Origin of the sequence: Draconibacterium sp. (assembly GCF_041583095.1) — a bacterium.
Classification (GTDB): Bacteria; Bacteroidota; Bacteroidia; order Bacteroidales; family Prolixibacteraceae; genus Draconibacterium.
In genome coordinates, this window is the sequence record NZ_JBFHGM010000076.1 from 1 (window position 1) to 18,305 (window position 18,305).

Genomic DNA, 18,305 nt, shown 5'->3' on the forward strand with positions numbered 1-18,305 from the left:
ACGGAATAAAAAAAAGCTACAGCAACTTATCCGCTATTAACAACAGAAAGTGGAAGTAACAATTTCCGAAATTCTGATTACTGGATGTACAAAACCGACCGTTTTAATTTGGCGAAAGTACAGATCACTTACGATCTGCCAAAAAGCCTGATTCAAAACAGTCTGATCGAAAGCATCTCAACGTACGTAAGTGGAGCTAACCTGTTAACTATTTCAAAGGAAAAAGATATCCTGGAACTGGAATTTGACAGTGCTCCGCAAACGCGATTCTTTAACATTGGTTTAAAGGCCACATTCTAATAAGTAACACTAAAGAATTTTTACGATGAAGAATATAATAAAATTAGTGGTTCTTGTACTTCTGTTCACCGCCTGCGACGATTTGTTCGAGCCGGCTTTGGAGAACAACAGGGGACTTGACGCGATGTACAACGAACCTACATATGCACAAGGTATTTTGGCCAACGCATACATATTATTGCCTTATTCGTCGGCTCCGCAAAGCGATGTGGCAACAGATGATGCAGTAACCAACGATAACGAAAACGATTACCTGGCAATGGCCACCGGATCGTGGACAGCCAGTACTAATCCAATGTCGCAATGGCAGGGTAGAAGAAATGCTATTCAGTATATCAACCTGTTTTTAGCCAATACCGATGAAGTGGTTTGGAGTAAAGATGAAGTAATAAATACCATGTATAACGACCGTTTGAAAGGCGAAGCTTATGCGCTGAGAGCTGTTCAAATGTTGGCACTTTTGAAGGCACACGGTGGTTGGACCGCAGGTGGAGAACTGTTAGGTGTACCAATTGTTACCGAGCCGGAAACGGCTGAGTCAGATTTTAACCTGCCACGTAATACATTTCAGGAATGTATCAATCAGATTATTGCTGATGCAAACACTGCAATGGATCTGTTACCACTGGACTTTGGCGATATTTCTGATGGTGAAATTCCATCAAAATACCAGTCACTTGGAGTTACAAACGCCGGCGATTACAACCGTGTAAACGGTAACCACATGCGTGGTCGTATTACCGGCCGTATTATTGAAGCCGTTCGTGCACAGGCTGCCTTACTGGCTGCCAGTCCGGCGTACAATGCCGGTACAACAGTATCGTGGGAAGATGCTGCAAATTTTGCTGCTGATGTATTGGACCGTATTGGCGGACCAAACGGTTTGGCTGCTGATGGACACACATGGTATGCAAATATCAGCCAAATTGAAGGTTTGGCATCAGGTGTAACTCCTCCTGAAATTATCTGGAGAGGTGATGTCGGACAGAGCAACGATCTGGAAACCGATAACTTCCCTCCGTCGTTATACGGTTATGGACGAGTGAATCCAACACAAAACCTGGTTGATGCGTTCCCGACTGTGGATGGTTATCCGATAACTGATCCATCAAGTAACTACGATCCTGAAAATCCATACGAAAATCGCGACCCACGATTGAACGATTATGTTGTGGTTAACGGCAGTACACAAGGCCCAAACAGCGATGTAATTGTTACGGGTACATATGCTGTTAACAACAATGGAATTAACCAGGAAAACGGAAGATCAACCCGTACCGGTTACTATCTGCGCAAACTTTTGCGTTATGACTGTAATCCAAATCCTGAGTTTGATACTCAACAAAAGCACTACGCTGCACGTATTCGCTACACCGAAATATTCCTGGCATATGCAGAGGCTGCAAACGAAGCCTGGGGACCAACAGGCAATGGCGGAAACGCGTATTCTGCTTACGATGTTATTAAAGCTATCCGCGAAAGAGCAGGTATTGGCCTGGAAAATAGCGATGCTTACCTGGAATCGGTTAAAGGCGATAAAGATGCAATGCGCGAGTTGATCAGAAACGAACGTCGTATCGAGCTTTGTTTCGAAAATCACCGCTTCTGGGATTTACGTCGCTGGAACGTGGCAAATCTAAACGAAACGGCTCGTGGTATACGAATTGAAGATGCGAATGGGACATATACGCTTGTTGATGTGGAGTCGAGAAATTATGCCGATTACATGTATTACGGACCGGTTCCTTACGGTGAATTACAGAAATGGAGTAACCTGGAACAAAATGCAGGTTGGTAATTTTCTGAATATTAATTGAAAATATTGAAAGATATGAAACAGATTAAATTTTTAATGATAGTGTCAGCCGGAATATTTGCATTGCTATTCACGTCTTGCGAGAATCAGGATGTAGAGTTCCCGGATTTTGACTACAGCACCGTATATTTTGCCTATCAATATCCGGTAAGGACTATTGTGCTTGGCGAAGATATTATCGATAATACGCTGGATAACGAACATAAATGCGAAATATACGCTACCATGGGTGGTGTATATGCTAACGATCAAACCATTGGTATCGATGTAACTGTCGACAATAGCCTGGTCAGCAATCTGTATTTTGATACTGAGTTTACGATGCCGGTTGAGGCAATGCCAAGCAACTATTATTCGTTGGCTGCCGATAAAATCTATTTGGATCAAACCATGTCGGATGGTGTTGAGGTACAACTTACTGAGGCATTTTTTGCCGATCCGAATGCGCTAAGCAACAGTTATGTTATTCCTTTACGAATGACTAATGTGGTAAATGCCGACTCTATTCTTTCCGGAGTTGCGAAGTTTGACGGAGCTGTTAGAGGAAAGGATACCGACTGGGATATTTTACCTAAAGACTATGTACTTTATTGCGTAAAATTCATCAATCCATGGCATGGTAACTACCTGCGCCGTGGAGAAGATGTAATTACCGAGGGTGGCGAAACCAGCACCGTAACACGTGGGGCTGAATACGTTGAAGATGACGAATTGGTTGCTTTAAGCACTGCTTCGTTAAACACGGTTGAATTCCCGGTTACGCTTGTTGGTGAAAATGGTGTAAACGTAACATGTACTCTGCTACTTACATTCGATGACCAGAATGCCTGCACTATTTCTTCAGCAACTGAAGGGTTTACTGCATCGGGTAGTGGTTCTTTTGTTGTTGATGGCGAGAAAAACAGTTGGGGAAACAAAGATCGTAATGCGCTATACCTGGATTATACTATAGATATGGGTAGCAAAAGTTATGCTACAACTGACATACTGGTTGTTCGCGACCGCGGTGTTGCAATGGAAACATTTTCACCATCATATAATGTAAACTAATCGCTAAAATCAAGATGAAGATGAAATACATAAATAAACTTTTGCTGGGTGCCGTTTCTGTTCTTTTTATGGCATCCTGCGTTGATGATAGTTTACTCGATTACAGAGTCGATAAACCGGAAAGTGTTGTTCAACAGGAGTATTTGAATGAATACGATGTGTTGAAATCATATGTTGACAGAAGTGCCAGTCCTGATTTTAAATTGGGAGCAGGAGTTTCGCTAAACGCTTTCAACGAAAGAGGGTTGGTGTACAGTCATATTATGTCAAACTTCGATGAAGTTACTGCAGGATATGCAATGAAACATGGTGCAATTGTAAAGAATACCGGAAGTATGGACTTCTCAGGAGTGGAAAAATTTATTGCTACCACTCAAGAAGCCGGTATTACCATTTACGGACACACGCTTGCGTGGCATGCCAACCAGAATGCTGAATATCTGAACAGTATCATTGCTGATAGAGAAATTGAAATTGATCCTAATGATGCCAACAACGCTTTGCATGCTGTTACATCCGAAGCAAAGGCCAACATCTGGGATTGGCAGCTTGAATACACCCTGCCTACGCCTTTGACACAGGGAGTGGAATATACATTAAAATTGCGTGCAAAAGCCTCAAGCCCATTTACGGTGGCCTTTTGGCGAACTGATGGTTCGTCAACCAATTACGGACCTGACATTGCGTTTGGAGAAAGCTGGGGCGATGCTTCCGTAACATTCACACCGACTATGGATGCTACCAGATTACAATTTTGTTTCGGAACTTTTGCAGGTGATCTTTATTTTGATGACATGGTTCTTACCGCAAGTGGTTCTGAAGAGAATTTAATTGAAAATGGAGCCTTCGATGACGAAGATTTAAGTGGATGGGGAAAACCAGGTTGGCATTCTTACACCTTTGGGGTTGAACCTGTTGCAGCCGGGCCGGCTACGTGGTGGACAAACCTGGTAACCAACAGCGATGTTGAAGGTGATGATGTTTCCAGCTTTTTCGCCACAGAGATTACAGTTGGTCCAGATCCTGCAACAATTGGTGCTGCAGGTACTGGTGCAGACGGTGTGGGTAGAGCGATTGTTGTTAAATCGGGAGATAACCCCACTAATTCATGGGATACCCAGTTTTTTGTAAAAGCACCTCAGCAACTGCTGGCAGGTCAGGCTTATCGGTTCAGCATGAAGGTTAAAGCTGATAAACCAGCTACAATATCTTCTCAATCGCATAATAATCCAGGGGGGTATGTACATTGGTCTATGATTGGTAGCCCGGCAGTTACTACCGAATGGCAGGAATATACAAGTTCAGGAGTCATTTCTGGCGATCAGGCAGGCAGTAATGGTATGAACACTATCGCTTTTAATCTTGCAGAATTTAAAGAAGCCAATACCTATTATTTTGATGATATCGTATGGGAGATCGAGGAGTCGGGAAATACAATCCCACTGACCCCCGAAGAAAAGGCAGATACCCTTTCGTGGGCATTGGATAACTGGATTGCCGGAATGCTGGAAGTTACCAACGGATATGTAAAAGCCTGGGACGTGGTGAATGAACCAATGGATGATGGCAACCCGTATGAATTGAAAACCGGTGTTGGTAAAACAGATTTGGCGGCCGATGAATTCTACTGGCAAGACTATCTTGGAAAAGATTATGCGGTTATGGCTTTCAATTTGGCAGCGCAATACGGTAGCCCTGAAGATAAATTATTCATCAACGATTATAACCTTGAATACAACATTGATAAATGTAAAGGGCTTATAAAATATGTTGAATACATCGAAGAGCAGGGAGCTCGTGTTGATGGAATTGGAACACAAATGCATATTAACACCACCTCTGATAAGGACAAGATTGTTGAAATGTTTAACCTGTTGGCTGCTACCGGAAAACTGATAAAAATATCAGAACTTGATATGGGTATTGCCGATGGAGTATTAACAACAAATGCAACCGAGGAAGAGCTGCAGGCTCAGGCCGAAATGTATAAGTTTGTTGTTGAAAAGTACCTGGAATTAATTCCGGCATCTCAACAATACGGTATTACTGCATGGAGCCCACTTGATAGTCCGGACAACTCTTCATGGAGAGCCGGAGAACCAATTGGTCTTTGGAATGAAAGTTATTATAGAAAACCGGCTTATGCCGGATTTGCAGATGGCTTATCTGGTGAATAGTATCACATAGGTTTAGTTTAGGTGAAGGGACTGTCTGCTGAAGACAGTCTCTTTTTCTCTTTTTAATATTTTACCAATTCTTTGTATGAAGAGAAGTTTTGATAAAGAACAATACGACTACTAACCAAAAGCCTTTGAAACTAAATTAAATTAAAAAAGAATTCAAGAAACCTGAAACGACATGAAACCCATAACCCAACTATTACTAGTACTGTGTGGCTGTTTTGCATTTCTTTCGTGCAGCCAACAAAAGCCAATCCCCAAAGTATACCATGTAGAAAACAGAGGAAAAGATTTTGAAAAACCGGTGTTGCCCGATCTTGATGAGCTACCGGTTGTAGAAGGTTTAACCGATCCCTTTGCGTGGTCGGATGGCAGCGGGCGTGCTACAAAATTCAGCGACTGGAGCAAACGCCGCAACGAAATAGCTGCCGAAATTCAACATTATGAAATCGGTCCAAAACCCTCTCGCCCCGATTCAATCACAGCCAATTTTGAAAACGATACACTTACGGTAAATATCACCGTAAACGGAAACACATTAACATTAAAATCAGGTATTATTTTACCCGATGGCGAAGGTCCGTTCCCTGCTGTAATTGGCATCGGACGAAGCTCGGGAAGTTTGCCTGCCGACCTTTTTTCTGAAAAAAATATTGCTCAAATTACCTACGATTTTGGTCAGGTTGTTGCCTGGCAACAGAAACGCGGTACCGAGCCCATTAATAAACTATACCCCGATCTGGCGTATATGGGATCGTATGCTGCCTGGCCGTGGGGTGTTAGCCGCCTGATCGACGGATTGGAGCTGGTGGCTGATGAATTACCAATCGATATAGAACACCTTGCCATTACAGGTTGCTCTTTTGCCGGAAAGATGGCACTCTTTTCAGGCGCTTTCGACGAACGTATTGCACTTACAATTGCTCAGGAATCAGGTGGAGGAGGAGCTGCCGCCTGGCGCGTTTCTGAAACACTTGGCGAGGTGGAAACCCTGGGACGAACCAATAATGTTTGGTTTATGGAAAGTATGTTTCAGTTTGCCAATGATGTGCAAAAACTGCCCTTCGATCATCATGAGTTGATGGCGATGATAGCGCCGCGTGCTTTACTTGTACTTGGAAATCCTGATTACGAATGGCTGGCCGATGAATCGGGATACGTTTCTTGCCAGGCTGCGAAAAAGGTTTGGGAAACGTTTGGAATTGCAGACCGGTTTGGATTCTCAATTGTTGCCGACCATCCGCATTGTCGGTTACCCGATGCACAGCGACCCGAAGTTGAAGCTTTTATCGATAAATTTTTACTGGAAAATGATACCGTAAATACCCATGTAGCCATTCACCCTTTCCCCGAGGTGGATTATAACAAATGGATCGATTGGCAATAATCAGTTATTCAGATTGAAGTGTCATAGAATCATTTTTCCTCTGAAATGACGAAAAAATGTGTAAAAGTAGAAATCAAATATCCAAAAACTACAATGCCTCAAAGGGCATAGTCTTATTTTTGAGGAAAAAGTACACGATTTTATATCTAAAAAAGAGAAGTAATAGAATTATGACCGTTCGCGATATTTATTAATCAAATCCATTTAATGACGAATCAATACGAATACTGAATTAAACCAATAAAATGAATAATAAAGTTTTTGAGCGATATAGAATTGCAACCGTTTGTCTTGTCTTTGTCCAGATTACACTTTTTACACCCTTATTTACAACAGCTCAGGACAGAATGAATTATATTGGGTCTACGGAAGAAGAAGGATCTTTTGGGCTAATTGCAAATGGTCAACCGACTTCAGTAGTACTTGGACAGAATGACTTTCCGGGCGTAAAAACAGTAGCAGAATGGTTTGTAAACGATATAAACCTGGTAAGCGGCCACAGCCCTGCAATTATAGCTGCAGATGCATCCTTGCCTGAAGAAATAATTTTGGTAGGAACATTGGGTAAAAACGAATTGATCGACCAATTAATTCGTTCCGGAAAAATTGTTACGTCTGATATTGAAGGTCAGTGGGAACGTAGTTTAACCCAAGTGGTTGAAAATCCGTTTCCGGGGGTAAAAAAAGCATTGGTTTTAGCGGGAAGCGACAAACGTGGAACGATTTACGCCATGCTCAACCTGTCGCGCGAAATGGGTGTTTCTCCCTGGTATTGGTGGGCCGATGTTCCGGTAGAAAAAAAGGAAGCGTTGTACATAAAAGCCGGACGTTGGGTAACCGAATCTCCAAAAGTTAAATACCGTGGTATTTTCCTAAACGATGAAGAGCCGGCTCTTGGGAATTGGGTTCGCGAAAAATTTGGAGGGTTCAACCATGAATTTTATGAAAAAGTTTTTGAGTTAATTCTTCGTCAACGTGGAAATTTTCATTGGTCTGCAATGTGGGGCAAAGCATTCTTCGACGATGATCCGGAGAACGGCCCTTTAGCTGATAAACTTGGAATTGTTATGAGTACCTCGCATCACGAACCGATGGGAAGGGCTCAGGCCGAATGGCATCGTTATGGTTCCGGCCCCTGGGATTACAGTAAAAATGCCGATGAATTGCAAGATTTTTGGCGAAAGGGGATGGAGCGGAACAAGGATTACGAAACGGTTGTAACCATTGCAATGCGTGGCGATGGCGACGAAGCCATGGAAGAAGGAACAAACATTGCCCTTTTGGAAAAGATTGTAAAAGACCAGCGTGAAATTATCAGTGAAGTTACAGGAAAAAAGCCGGAAGAAACACCACAGGTTTGGGCACTCTATAAGGAAGTACAGGATTATTACGATAGCGGTATGCGTGTTCCTGATGATGTTACCTTGTTGCTTTGCGACGATAACTGGGGGAATGTACGCAAACTACCCGATATTAATGCTCCGGAACGTAAAGGTGGTTATGGCATGTATTACCATGTTGATTATGTTGGCGGGCCTCGCTCTTACAAGTGGATCAACGTTAGTCAGATTCAGCGAATTTGGGAGCAAATGAACCTGACCTATGCACATGGCGTTGATCGTATTTGGGTGTTAAATGTAGGCGATTTAAAGCCCATGGAATATCCGATAAGTTTCTTCATGGATATGGCCTGGGATCCTACAGCGTTTAATGCAAACAACCTGCATCAATACATTGTTGACTGGTCTGCTGAACAGTTTGGCGAGAAATATGCCGAAGAAGCTGCCCGCATCCTTAATCTGTATACAAAATATAACCACCGGGTAACACCGGAATTGCTTAATGCCAGAACTTTCAGCCTGGAAAACTACAGCGAGTTTGAACGGGTTCGGAATGATTACCGCGATCTTACGCTCGATGCCTTACGTTTGTATAATTTTATTCCAAACGAGTATAAAGATGCATTTGACCAACTGGTGCTTTTCCCTACCAATGCCACCTCGAATTTGTACGAGATGTATTATGCGGTTGCAAAAAATAACCAGCTTGCCGAGGCTAATGATCCTGAGGCCAATTATTGGGCCGATGTGGCAAAGAAGTGTTTTGATCGTGATTCGTTGTTTACGGTGCATTACAACCAGCAAATTGCGGGTGGAAAATGGAATCACCAAATGGATCAAATTCGTATTGGATACAGAACCTGGGCCGAACCCCGCCGAAGTATTATGCCAAAGGTTGTAAGGGTTGAAGTACCGGAAACAGATCGTTCGGAGTTAGCCTTTCAGGAAGCCGACGGTTATGTTTCTATTGAAGCGGCCAATTATCAGTTGGCAAAAGGGACAGACAAAATACGCTGGGAAGTAATTCCTGATCTTGGAAAAACCGAATCGGGTATTACCACTTTCCCACAAAATGAATATCCGCAAAGCACTGATTCTGTTTACCTCGAGTATGCAGTTCAATTCGAGTCGGTGGGAGATTTTGATGTGAATGTAATGTTATCCACTACATTAAATTTTAATGCCAATAAAGGATTACGTTATGCCATCTCTGTTGATGGTGGAGAAGAACAAATAGTAAATACAAATGGGGCTTATCGGGGCGAATTAGGGAGATGGCAGGCAGTACGGATAAATGAAACCATAACACAGCACACCATTAAGAACGCCGGACTTCACCGGCTGCGGATTCGAGTACAGGAGCCTGGAATAGTTTTGCAAAAAATACAGATAGACACCGGAGGTTTGAAACGCAGTTATCTGGGAGCACCTGAAAGTAAACAAGTTAAATTTTAAGGAATGAACAGAAAGAGAATACAGTACAGTTTTTTAGGGTTATTACTCCTTTTCCTGTTTTGCGGAGAACTAAACGCTGCTGTAAAATTACCACGTTTGGTAAGTAATGGAATGGTCCTTCAGCGTAACGAGCCGGTTACTATTTGGGGCTGGGCTGATGCCGGTGAAAAGATTGAAATAGAGTTTTTAGGAGATATATTTAAAACCAAGGCAGATAGGAACGGAAACTGGCAGCTTGAGCTAAACGCAATGGCTGCCGGTGGTCCGTATTCCATGACCATAAACGATGTGGTGCTAAACGATATTCTCGTTGGCGATGTTTGGTTGGCTTCGGGGCAGTCGAATATGGAGCTGCAACTGCGCCGGGTAATGGATTTGTATGCCGATGAGATTTTGAAAATAAATACCGACCAGATTCGCCTTTTCCGTTCTTCAACACGCGAAAATGCCGAGAGCGAAAAAACCGATTATCCCGATGGGAAGTGGCTGTCATCAACGCCTGAAAATATCATGGAATTTTCGGCTGTAGCCTGGTTTTTTGCCGACAAGATTCATCAATCTAAAGATGTTCCGGTGGGTATAATCAGCACGGCAATTGGCGGCTCGCCGGCTGAGGCCTGGTTAAGTAAAAACAAAGTAACACCATTCCTTGGCGAATGGTTAGCGCAAGGTGAAAAGATTGACTCGATGAGTGCAGCCTACATTAAAGAGCATGGAGAAATAAAAAGATACAATTGGGGCGCCGAAGTAAACAAAAATGATCCCGGAGCGGGAAAATGGTCGAAAGATAATGTGGATGTTTCCGACTGGCCGCAGATTTCTTTGCCGGGATACTGGACAGATAAAGGGGTTAACTTTTGGAACGGTTCAATATGGTTTTACAAAGAATTTGAATTGGATGAATCGTTGGCCGGAGAAGAAGCCATTTTGCGCTTGGGGCGTATTATCGACAGCGACTCGGCTTTTGTAAACGGAACTTTTGTGGGCAACATTACTTACCAATATCCTCCACGAATTTATACCATTCCCGAAGGCGTACTGAAAGCCGGCACAAACAAAGTAATGGTGCGTGTATTTAACCAGGGCGGAAGAGGTGGTTTTGTAGAAGAAAAACCATACGAAGTGCGTGTTCGAAACGAAGTGATCGATATTACCGGCGACTGGAAATACCATATTGGAGCAGAGTTAAATCCTCCGAGAACAAATTTTGGAGGCCTTGGATTTCGTCCGGGAGGTTTGTACAATTCGCTGATTAATCCGATGAAAGAATACACCGTTAAAGGAGTGATCTGGTACCAGGGAGAAACCAATGCCGGACGTGGCTTTCAATATCGTCAGTTATTTAAAGACCTGATTGTGGATTGGCGAGACCAGTTGGAGAAACCAGCTTTGCCGTTTCTGTTTGTGCAATTGGCAAATCTTGGGCTTCCGAATAAACAGCCTGTTGAAAACGGCTGGGCCGAAACCCGCGATGCACAACGCCGCGCACTGGAACTTCCAAACACCGGAATGGCAGTAGCTTTTGATATTGGCGAATGGAACGATATTCATCCGCTCAACAAAAAAGAAGTAGCTCGTCGTCTGGCTCTGGAAGCCGAAAGAGTGGCATATGGAAATGATGAGCTAGTTAGTGCCGGTCCGCTCTACGAATCAATGAAAGCAGAAGATGGAAGTATTTTGCTCACTTTCTCGTCTGTAGGATTGGGATTATTTGCAAACAGTAAACTCGAAGGATTCCAAATCGCAGGAGAGGATGGCGAGTTTGTATGGGCAAATGCCGTGGTGATGAGCAAAAATACTGTTAAGGTTTGGAGCAGAAATGTAAAAAAACCGGTGGCCGTTCGTTATGCCTGGGATGGAAACCCGGCCGGATCAAACTTAAAAAATAAAGAAGATCTGCCTGCATCGCCTTTTACAACCGAAGACTAAATTAAAAAAATCAATTAATAAAAAATCAAATGAAAACGAACTCACAGAAAGTTTCTGTACTGGAAAAAATAGGATATAGCCTCGGTGATCTGGCTGCCAACCTCGTGTTTCAAACCCTGGTTACTTTCCTTGCTTTTTTCTATACCGATATTTATGGACTGCAGAATGATCATGCCTCAGTAATTATGCTTGTGGTAGGACTGGTTGCCGCTTTTGGCTTTAACCCGATTATTGGAGCCCTGGCCGACCGAACACGCTCAAGATGGGGGAAATTTCGCCCATGGATTTTGTTTACGGCTATTCCGCTTGGGGTAATTGCTTTGCTGGCATTTACAACTCCCGATTTTTCGTACAAAGGGAAGCTGATTTATGCCGCCGGAACGTATACGCTTTTGTTGTTGGCATATGCGGCAAGTAACCTGCCATATTCAGCATTAAGCGGCGTGCTAACCGCCGATATGTCGGAGCGAAACAGTCTGTCTTCATATCGTTTTGCAGCCGTAATGTTTGCACAGTTTTTTGTGCAGGTATTTATGTTGCCTATTATTTTGCATGTGGGAGATGGCGATAAAGCAGCCGGAATTGAATCTGTAATGACCTGGATGGCAATCATTGGTACCGTATTATTGCTGATCACATTTTTTACTACTAAAGAACGTGTAATTCCTAGTCCGGAACAGGAATCGAGTTTAAAAGACGATTTGGGCGATTTGTTTAAAAACCGTCCCTGGATCATCATGTTAACACTTACTATTCTTGTTTTTGTAACACTGGCAATGAAAGGTGGATCGTACGTTTATTATTTTAATAATTACGTTGATGAGGCAGCACTGCAAGGTTTTCTTCAGCCGATTTTAGATTCGCTGTCGGCCATGGGAATGAACTTTTTTGGATCGGATATTGCATCGGCAGGGTTTGGTTTGTTTAACGCCGGAGGAATTATTTGCTCCATGATCGGTATCGCCGTTTCCAGTAAGCTGGCCAACAAATTCGGAAAACGCGATGTATTCGGTACAACGTTATTTATCGCTACCCTGTTTATTGTCTCCTTCATCTTTTATAAACCTGAGAATGTTCGCATGATGTTTATGGCACAGGCATTACACATGTTTTTCTATGGTGTAACAACACCAATTCTTTGGGCAATGATTGCCGATGTTGCGGATTACTCAGAGTGGGTTAATAATCGTCGCGCAACAGCTATAATCTTTTCGGCAATGATGGTGGGCTTAAAAGCCGGATTGGCCATTGGTGGTGCCATCGTTACCTGGATTCTTGGTTTGTACGGCTACGTATCGAAAGATGCTGCGGTGGCCGGTCAGGAACTGGTTCAGCCCGAAAGTGTGGCACAGGGAGCAAAAATGCTGGTAAGTATTTACCCGTCAATTCCGTTTTTAATCGGAGTTGCCTTACTGTTCTTCTACGAAATCAATAAAAGTAAAGAAGTTCAGATTCAGGAAGATTTAATTAGTAGAAGACTCTGATGGACTACAACCAAGTTGTTTGTAGGAGAAAGATATTTCAAACCATAATACCATAAAAAATGAAAAATAGAAATGGATTTATTTTAATTGTGCTGTTAGCTGGCCTTTTGATGTCGTGCAACAGCGGAACAACACGGTCGCAAAAAACACCAACTTTAAAAGACGCTTTTGCCGGTAAATTTTATATTGGTACAGCTTTAAACGAATGGCAAATTACCGGAAGAGATTCAGCCGGAGTTGAGGTGATAAAAAATCAGTTTCAGGCAATTGTTGCCGAAAACTGCATGAAAAGCGGCCCCATTCATCCAAGAAAAGACGAATACAACTTTGATTTACCTGACCAGTTTGTAGAATTTGGTGTTGCAAACGATAAATTTATAACCGGACATTGTTTAATCTGGCACTCGCAGGCTCCGCGCTGGTTTTTTTCCGATGATGAAGGAAATGATGTTTCGCGCGAAGTGATGATTGAGCGCATGAAAGAACACATTTACACGGTAGTTGGCCGTTACAAAGGTAAAATTAAAGGCTGGGACGTAGTTAACGAAGCCATTATGGAAGATGGCAGCATGCGAAACAGCAAATTCCTGCAAATCGTTGGTGACGACTTTATTAAACTGGCTTTCCAGTTTGCACATGAAGCCGACCCCGATGCCGAATTGTATTACAACGATTATAACGAATGGTTTCCTGGTAAACGCGATGCAATTGTTCAGATGATACGTGATTTAAAAGCTGATGGAATCCGCATTGACGGCATTGGTATGCAGGGACACATTGGGATGGATAGCCCTTCACTGGAGGATTATGAAGCCGCAATTGTAGCTTATGCCAACGAAGGAATGAAAGTTATGGTTACTGAACTTGACATGTCGATTTTACCAAACCGTAGCAGGGATGTTGGTGCCGATATTGCAACCAGTTTTGAATATCAGCAAAGCCTGAATCCTTATACAGAAGGTGTTCCGGTAGAAAAAATGAACGAGTGGGATGAGCGCATGCTCGACTTTTTCCGCCTGTTTTTGAAACATTCGGATGCAGTTACCCGAGTAACCATGTGGGGTGTTTCTGATGCTACATCGTGGAAAAACAATTTCCCAATTCGCGGACGTACTGATTATCCTTTGTTATTCGACAGAAACTATGAGCCAAAGAGTATTGTGGCAAAGTTAATTGGAGAAGCAAACAAAGCTGAAAATATAGATTAAGTTAGTTAGTTAGTTAGTTAGTTAGTTAGTTAGTTAGTTAGTTAGTTAGTTTTTCCGGGGGTTGCGCAATAGTGTGGCTCCCGGAAATTTTGGCTAAATTAACACGAAGAAATTGAATAATTGGTAAGAAAAATTTATTGAAAATGAAGAAAGCACGATACCTTGTTGACAACCTTTATACCGCCGATCCGGCAGCACATGTTTTTAACGGAAAAATCTACATTTACCCGTCGCACGATGTGGAATCGGGCATTCCTGAGAACGACAACGGCGATCATTTTGATATGCGCGATTACCACGTTTTTTCAATGGACGATATTGATGGAGAGGTAACCGATCACGGAAATGTGTTGGATGTGAAAGACATTGCCTGGGCCGGACGCCAGTTGTGGGATAGCGACTGTGCCTGTAAAAACGGAAAGTATTACCTCTATTTTCCGTTGAAAGACCAAACTGATATTTTCCGCATTGGTGTGGCTATCAGCGATAAACCTGAAGGGCCATTTGTGCCGCAGGAGGCGCCGATGAAAGGAAGTTATTCCATCGATCCTTGTGTTTTTGAAGATGAAGATGGTAGCCATTACATGTATTTTGGTGGCCTTTGGGGTGGTCAGTTGCAGCGCTACCGCAATAACAAAGCTATTGAGTGTGGCCATGAACCTGGAGATGATGAGCAGGCTCTTCCGGCACGTATTGCTAAACTAAGCGACGATATGCTGGAATTTGGCGAAGAACCAAAAGCACTGGTTATTTTGGATGAAAACGGAGAGCCGCTAAAAGCAGGCGATCACGACCGACGTTTTTTCGAAGCCTCATGGATGCACAAATACAACGGTAAATACTACTTTTCGTATTCAACCGGTAACACACACAAATTGTGCTATGCAGTTGGCGACAATCCTTATGGTCCGTTTACCTATCAGGGTGTAATTTTAACGCCGGTTTTAGGCTGGACAACACACCATTCAATTGTTGAATTTAAGGGCAAATGGTACCTGTTCCATCACGATTGTGTACCTTCAAATGGCAAAACCTGGTTACGCAGCTTGAAAGTTGTGGAAATGGAGTATGATGCTGAAGGGAAGATAATTACCATTGAAGGCACGGCGAAATAGAAAAGATCATTTTTCAGATGTGTGTTATTGTAGTTTGAGGCTAAGAAAGTATCATTGTATGCAAATTTCGAGTCACGTTTGTTTTGTATTGCATTCTATTTTTGTGTCCTTAAAATTAATTATACCAATTTTCAACCCTTATCTGGTGTCCATTTTGGTAGAATAAACAATGGTAAAAGGAGAGATAAAAAATGTTTGATTTAGAAGGAAAAGTAGCAGTAGTTACAGGTGGAGGCGGTGTTCTTGGAGGGAGCATTGCACAAAGTTTGGTGGCTGCCGGAGTAAGAGTAGCCATTCTTGATATTCGAAAAGAACAGGTTGATAACCGTGTTGATGAGTTACAAAAAAAAGGTGGAGAAGTTCTTGGATTTGTTTCAAGTGTTCTTGATATTGAAGACCTAAAGAAAACCAGGGAGTTATTGCTTGAAAAATGGGGCAAGATTGATATATTGATTAACGCGGCTGGGGGAAATATGCCCGGAGCCACCTTAACCGAACAACAAACAGTGTTCGATATGAAGATTGACGACTTTCAGAAAGTAACGGATCTGAACTTAAACGGCACTGTTTTTCCTAGTCTTGTTTTTGGCGAAGCAATGGCAAAAAGAGGAGAAGGCAGTATCATCACCATATCGTCGATGGCCACTTATTCGGCCATTTCACGTGTTCTTGGTTATTCGGTATCAAAAACCGGTATTAATATTTTTACGCAGTGGATGGCGATGGAGATGGCCACAAAGTTTAACGAAAAAATACGGGTAAATTCAATTGCTCCAGGCTTCTTTATTGGCGACCAGAACCGTAATGTGCTGATCAATCCTGACGGATCGTACACCGAACGAAGCAAAAAAGTTCTGGCCCGCACTCCAATGGGGCGTTTTGGCGATATAAAAGAACTAAACGGCGCAGTGCAGTTTCTGTGCTCCGATGCGGCATCTTTCATCACGGGTGTAATTCTTCCTGTTGATGGTGGTTTTAGCTCGTTTAGCGGTGTTTAAAAATTAAACCCGATCCTATTTAATTTGTTTAAGTAATTAATAAAACGAAAGTGGTATACCTGTTTGGGTATTGCCACTTTCGTTATTTTTAATGTGCGGAAAGCTGCTTGCAGATTTTGCGCATGTAATAAAACGTTCAGCTAATTTATTGGCGCAAATCCACATGATTTGCGAGAAATATTTTTCAGTTTCGAAGTTTGTTCAATAAAAGTAAATAGAAGGAAAATGGCTTTAGAAAAAACGTGGCGTTGGTTTGGAGAGAAAGATTTGGTAACGCTCGATGATTTGCAACAAATGGGAGTGGAAGGAGTGGTTACCGCACTGCATCACATTCCCAATGGTGAAGTTTGGCCGGTTGACGAAATTATGAAGGTAAAAACAGCCATCGAAAAACGAGGCATGCGCTGGAGTGTTGTGGAGAGTCTTCCGGTTTCGGAGGGCATAAAAATCTGTTCGAACAATCGCGAACGTTTAATTGCCAATTACCAGCAATCGGTGCGAAACCTTGGCGAATGTGGCATCGATACCATTTGCTATAATTTTATGCCGGTTTTGGATTGGGCACGAACCGATCTGCATTTCAAACTGAAAAATGGCGGTGAATCGATGTATTTTGATTTTCCCACTTTTGTGGCTTTCGATGTTTTTATACTAAAACGTCCGGGTGCCGAGAATGATTATCCGGCCGAAATTGTTGAAAAAGCCAAAGCGGTTTTCGAAAAAATGACGGAACAGGAAGCAGAAGAACTGGCCTACAATATTATTGTAGTCACACAGGGATTTATCGATGGTGTGATTGATGGTTCAGTGGCCAACCCGAAAGGTCTTTTCCTGGAGTTTATCGACCGTTACAAAAGCATTGGGAAACAGCAGCTGCGAAACAATTTAAAAGCTTTTCTCGACGATGTAATTCCGGTTGCTGAAGAAGCCGGAGTAAAACTGGCCATCCATCCCGACGATCCGCCGTTTCCGGTATTGGGATTACCACGTATTATTGGCCAGTTAGAGGATTACGAGTGGCTTTTTGAAGCCAATACTTCGCCAAACAATGGAGTAACTTTTTGCGCCGGATCACTCTCGGCACGAAAAGAAAACGACTTGCTGGAAGTGATTGAAAAAACACGCGACCGTATTCATTTTGTGCATTTACGAAATACCCTGCTGCTTGATGATGGCAGTTTTTACGAATCGGGGCATTTAACCGGTTCGCAGAATATGATGAAAATAATGTACGCCCTGATAAAAGAGCAGAAGCGCAGAATACAAGAAGGCAGAAGCGATGTTAAAATGCCTGTACGCCCCGATCATGGTATCCGGATTATGGACGATTACAAATACAATTACAACCCCGGATATCCGCTAATAGGACGTTTAAAAGGCCTTGCCGAGCTGGATGGGCTAATGCATGGAATTGAATTTATGCTGGCGGAGGAAGTGTAACGATATTCTCTCTGAACGAACAAAATAAGGTGATTTAAGCAAATTCAGAAAAGCTTATAAAAAGAAAAAGCTCAATAATCTATGATTATCAAGCTTTTTATGAGTCGGGATGACAGGATTTGAATGCCATCCCAGTTATGCCTTTGTATCAATGATTTACTTTGTTCTGAATTTTGCAGGTCACCGTATCGGTCACTTTTAAAGAACGTTACCTATTATTATAAAAATAGATAATTTTGCGAGAAATATCAACAATGTCAAATTTCATTTTTGAAAAAGGAGTGAAGTGAAATTACTTCTAATGTGAAATCAAGTTTTAATAAAAATACCCCAATTTTAATCCTTCTATAATCTAAAATTATAATTTTTAGTCGTTAAGGAGCTCAATCCTTAATTAGCGTTTAGTATTTCATTCTTAAGTAGCATACGAATGAAGGACATTTGTTAATTTAAGAATGAATTTCATTGCTGTCCCATTAAAATCTAATAATGTTCTTTGAAAATATTGAAATTTAGTTAGTTGCAGGCGATTTTCGATTAAACGGATTTCAATTTGCATTTTCGCTATTCATAAACAGATTAGCAAATGCATAAGAATAAATA

Annotated in this window: 12 protein-coding genes; all 12 read left to right on the forward strand. The window is 42.3% G+C overall.

All coding sequences use genetic code 11. The features are described 5' to 3' along the window. The first annotated feature begins 84 nt into the window (after positions 1-84). The 12 genes from ABZB17_RS09295 to uxuA all read left to right on the forward strand — a co-directional run bounded on the left by ABZB17_RS09295 (position 85) and on the right by uxuA (position 17,702). A complete protein-coding gene (locus ABZB17_RS09295) occupies positions 85-300 on the forward strand; it encodes a hypothetical protein (RefSeq protein WP_372649650.1) in 216 nt (71 codons plus the stop codon). A 25-nt stretch (positions 301-325) separates the two neighbouring features. Then, positions 326-2,098 carry a RagB/SusD family nutrient uptake outer membrane protein gene (locus ABZB17_RS09300; RefSeq protein WP_372649652.1) on the forward strand — a complete coding sequence of 591 codons (1,773 nt, stop codon included), beginning with the start codon at positions 326-328 and terminating at the stop codon, positions 2,096-2,098. Positions 2,099-2,131: 33 nt separating this feature from the next. Beyond that, on the forward strand, positions 2,132-3,166 hold the full coding sequence (locus tag ABZB17_RS09305; RefSeq protein WP_372649654.1) for a DUF5627 domain-containing protein: 1,035 nt from the start codon (positions 2,132-2,134) through the stop codon (positions 3,164-3,166). A gap of 20 nt (positions 3,167-3,186) precedes the next feature. Beyond that, positions 3,187-5,343, forward strand: coding sequence for an endo-1,4-beta-xylanase (locus ABZB17_RS09310; RefSeq protein ID WP_372649656.1), 2,157 nt, complete (start codon positions 3,187-3,189; stop codon positions 5,341-5,343). A 181-nt stretch (positions 5,344-5,524) separates the two neighbouring features. Next, positions 5,525-6,733 (forward strand): dockerin-like protein, encoded by a 1,209-nt coding sequence (locus tag ABZB17_RS09315; protein ID WP_372649658.1) that lies wholly within the window; start codon positions 5,525-5,527, stop codon positions 6,731-6,733. A 245-nt stretch (positions 6,734-6,978) separates the two neighbouring features. Beyond that, positions 6,979-9,528, forward strand: coding sequence for a glycosyl hydrolase 115 family protein (locus tag ABZB17_RS09320; protein ID WP_372649659.1), 2,550 nt, complete (start codon positions 6,979-6,981; stop codon positions 9,526-9,528). Between the two features lie 3 nt (positions 9,529-9,531). Further along, a complete protein-coding gene (locus tag ABZB17_RS09325) occupies positions 9,532-11,457 on the forward strand; it encodes a sialate O-acetylesterase (protein ID WP_372649661.1) in 1,926 nt (641 codons plus the stop codon). A gap of 29 nt (positions 11,458-11,486) precedes the next feature. Continuing rightward, positions 11,487-12,941 (forward strand): MFS transporter, encoded by a 1,455-nt coding sequence (locus ABZB17_RS09330; protein WP_372649663.1) that lies wholly within the window; start codon positions 11,487-11,489, stop codon positions 12,939-12,941. 59 nt (positions 12,942-13,000) lie between these two features. Beyond that, positions 13,001-14,149 (forward strand): endo-1,4-beta-xylanase, encoded by a 1,149-nt coding sequence (locus tag ABZB17_RS09335; protein WP_372649665.1) that lies wholly within the window; start codon positions 13,001-13,003, stop codon positions 14,147-14,149. A gap of 143 nt (positions 14,150-14,292) precedes the next feature. Beyond that, complete coding sequence (locus ABZB17_RS09340; protein ID WP_372649667.1) at positions 14,293-15,264, forward strand: glycoside hydrolase family 43 protein; 972 nt, start codon at positions 14,293-14,295, stop codon at positions 15,262-15,264. Between the two features lie 191 nt (positions 15,265-15,455). After that, on the forward strand, positions 15,456-16,262 hold the full coding sequence (locus ABZB17_RS09345; RefSeq protein WP_372649668.1) for an SDR family oxidoreductase: 807 nt from the start codon (positions 15,456-15,458) through the stop codon (positions 16,260-16,262). A gap of 225 nt (positions 16,263-16,487) precedes the next feature. Further along, on the forward strand, positions 16,488-17,702 hold the full coding sequence (uxuA, locus tag ABZB17_RS09350; protein WP_372649670.1) for a mannonate dehydratase: 1,215 nt from the start codon (positions 16,488-16,490) through the stop codon (positions 17,700-17,702). The last annotated feature ends 603 nt before the right edge of the window (positions 17,703-18,305 follow it).

Coding starts and splice junctions, on each gene's coding strand:
- ABZB17_RS09300 (WP_372649652.1), top strand. CDS start 326: ATGAAGAATATAATAAAATTAGTGGTTCTTGTACTTCTGTTCACCGCC.
- ABZB17_RS09325 (WP_372649661.1), top strand. CDS start 9,532: ATGAACAGAAAGAGAATACAGTACAGTTTTTTAGGGTTATTACTCCTT.
- ABZB17_RS09310 (WP_372649656.1), top strand. CDS start 3,187: ATGAAATACATAAATAAACTTTTGCTGGGTGCCGTTTCTGTTCTTTTT.
- ABZB17_RS09330 (WP_372649663.1), top strand. CDS start 11,487: ATGAAAACGAACTCACAGAAAGTTTCTGTACTGGAAAAAATAGGATAT.
- ABZB17_RS09335 (WP_372649665.1), top strand. CDS start 13,001: ATGAAAAATAGAAATGGATTTATTTTAATTGTGCTGTTAGCTGGCCTT.
- ABZB17_RS09295 (WP_372649650.1), top strand. CDS start 85: ATGTACAAAACCGACCGTTTTAATTTGGCGAAAGTACAGATCACTTAC.
- ABZB17_RS09315 (WP_372649658.1), top strand. CDS start 5,525: ATGAAACCCATAACCCAACTATTACTAGTACTGTGTGGCTGTTTTGCA.
- ABZB17_RS09340 (WP_372649667.1), top strand. CDS start 14,293: ATGAAGAAAGCACGATACCTTGTTGACAACCTTTATACCGCCGATCCG.
- ABZB17_RS09320 (WP_372649659.1), top strand. CDS start 6,979: ATGAATAATAAAGTTTTTGAGCGATATAGAATTGCAACCGTTTGTCTT.
- uxuA (WP_372649670.1), top strand. CDS start 16,488: ATGGCTTTAGAAAAAACGTGGCGTTGGTTTGGAGAGAAAGATTTGGTA.
- ABZB17_RS09305 (WP_372649654.1), top strand. CDS start 2,132: ATGAAACAGATTAAATTTTTAATGATAGTGTCAGCCGGAATATTTGCA.
- ABZB17_RS09345 (WP_372649668.1), top strand. CDS start 15,456: ATGTTTGATTTAGAAGGAAAAGTAGCAGTAGTTACAGGTGGAGGCGGT.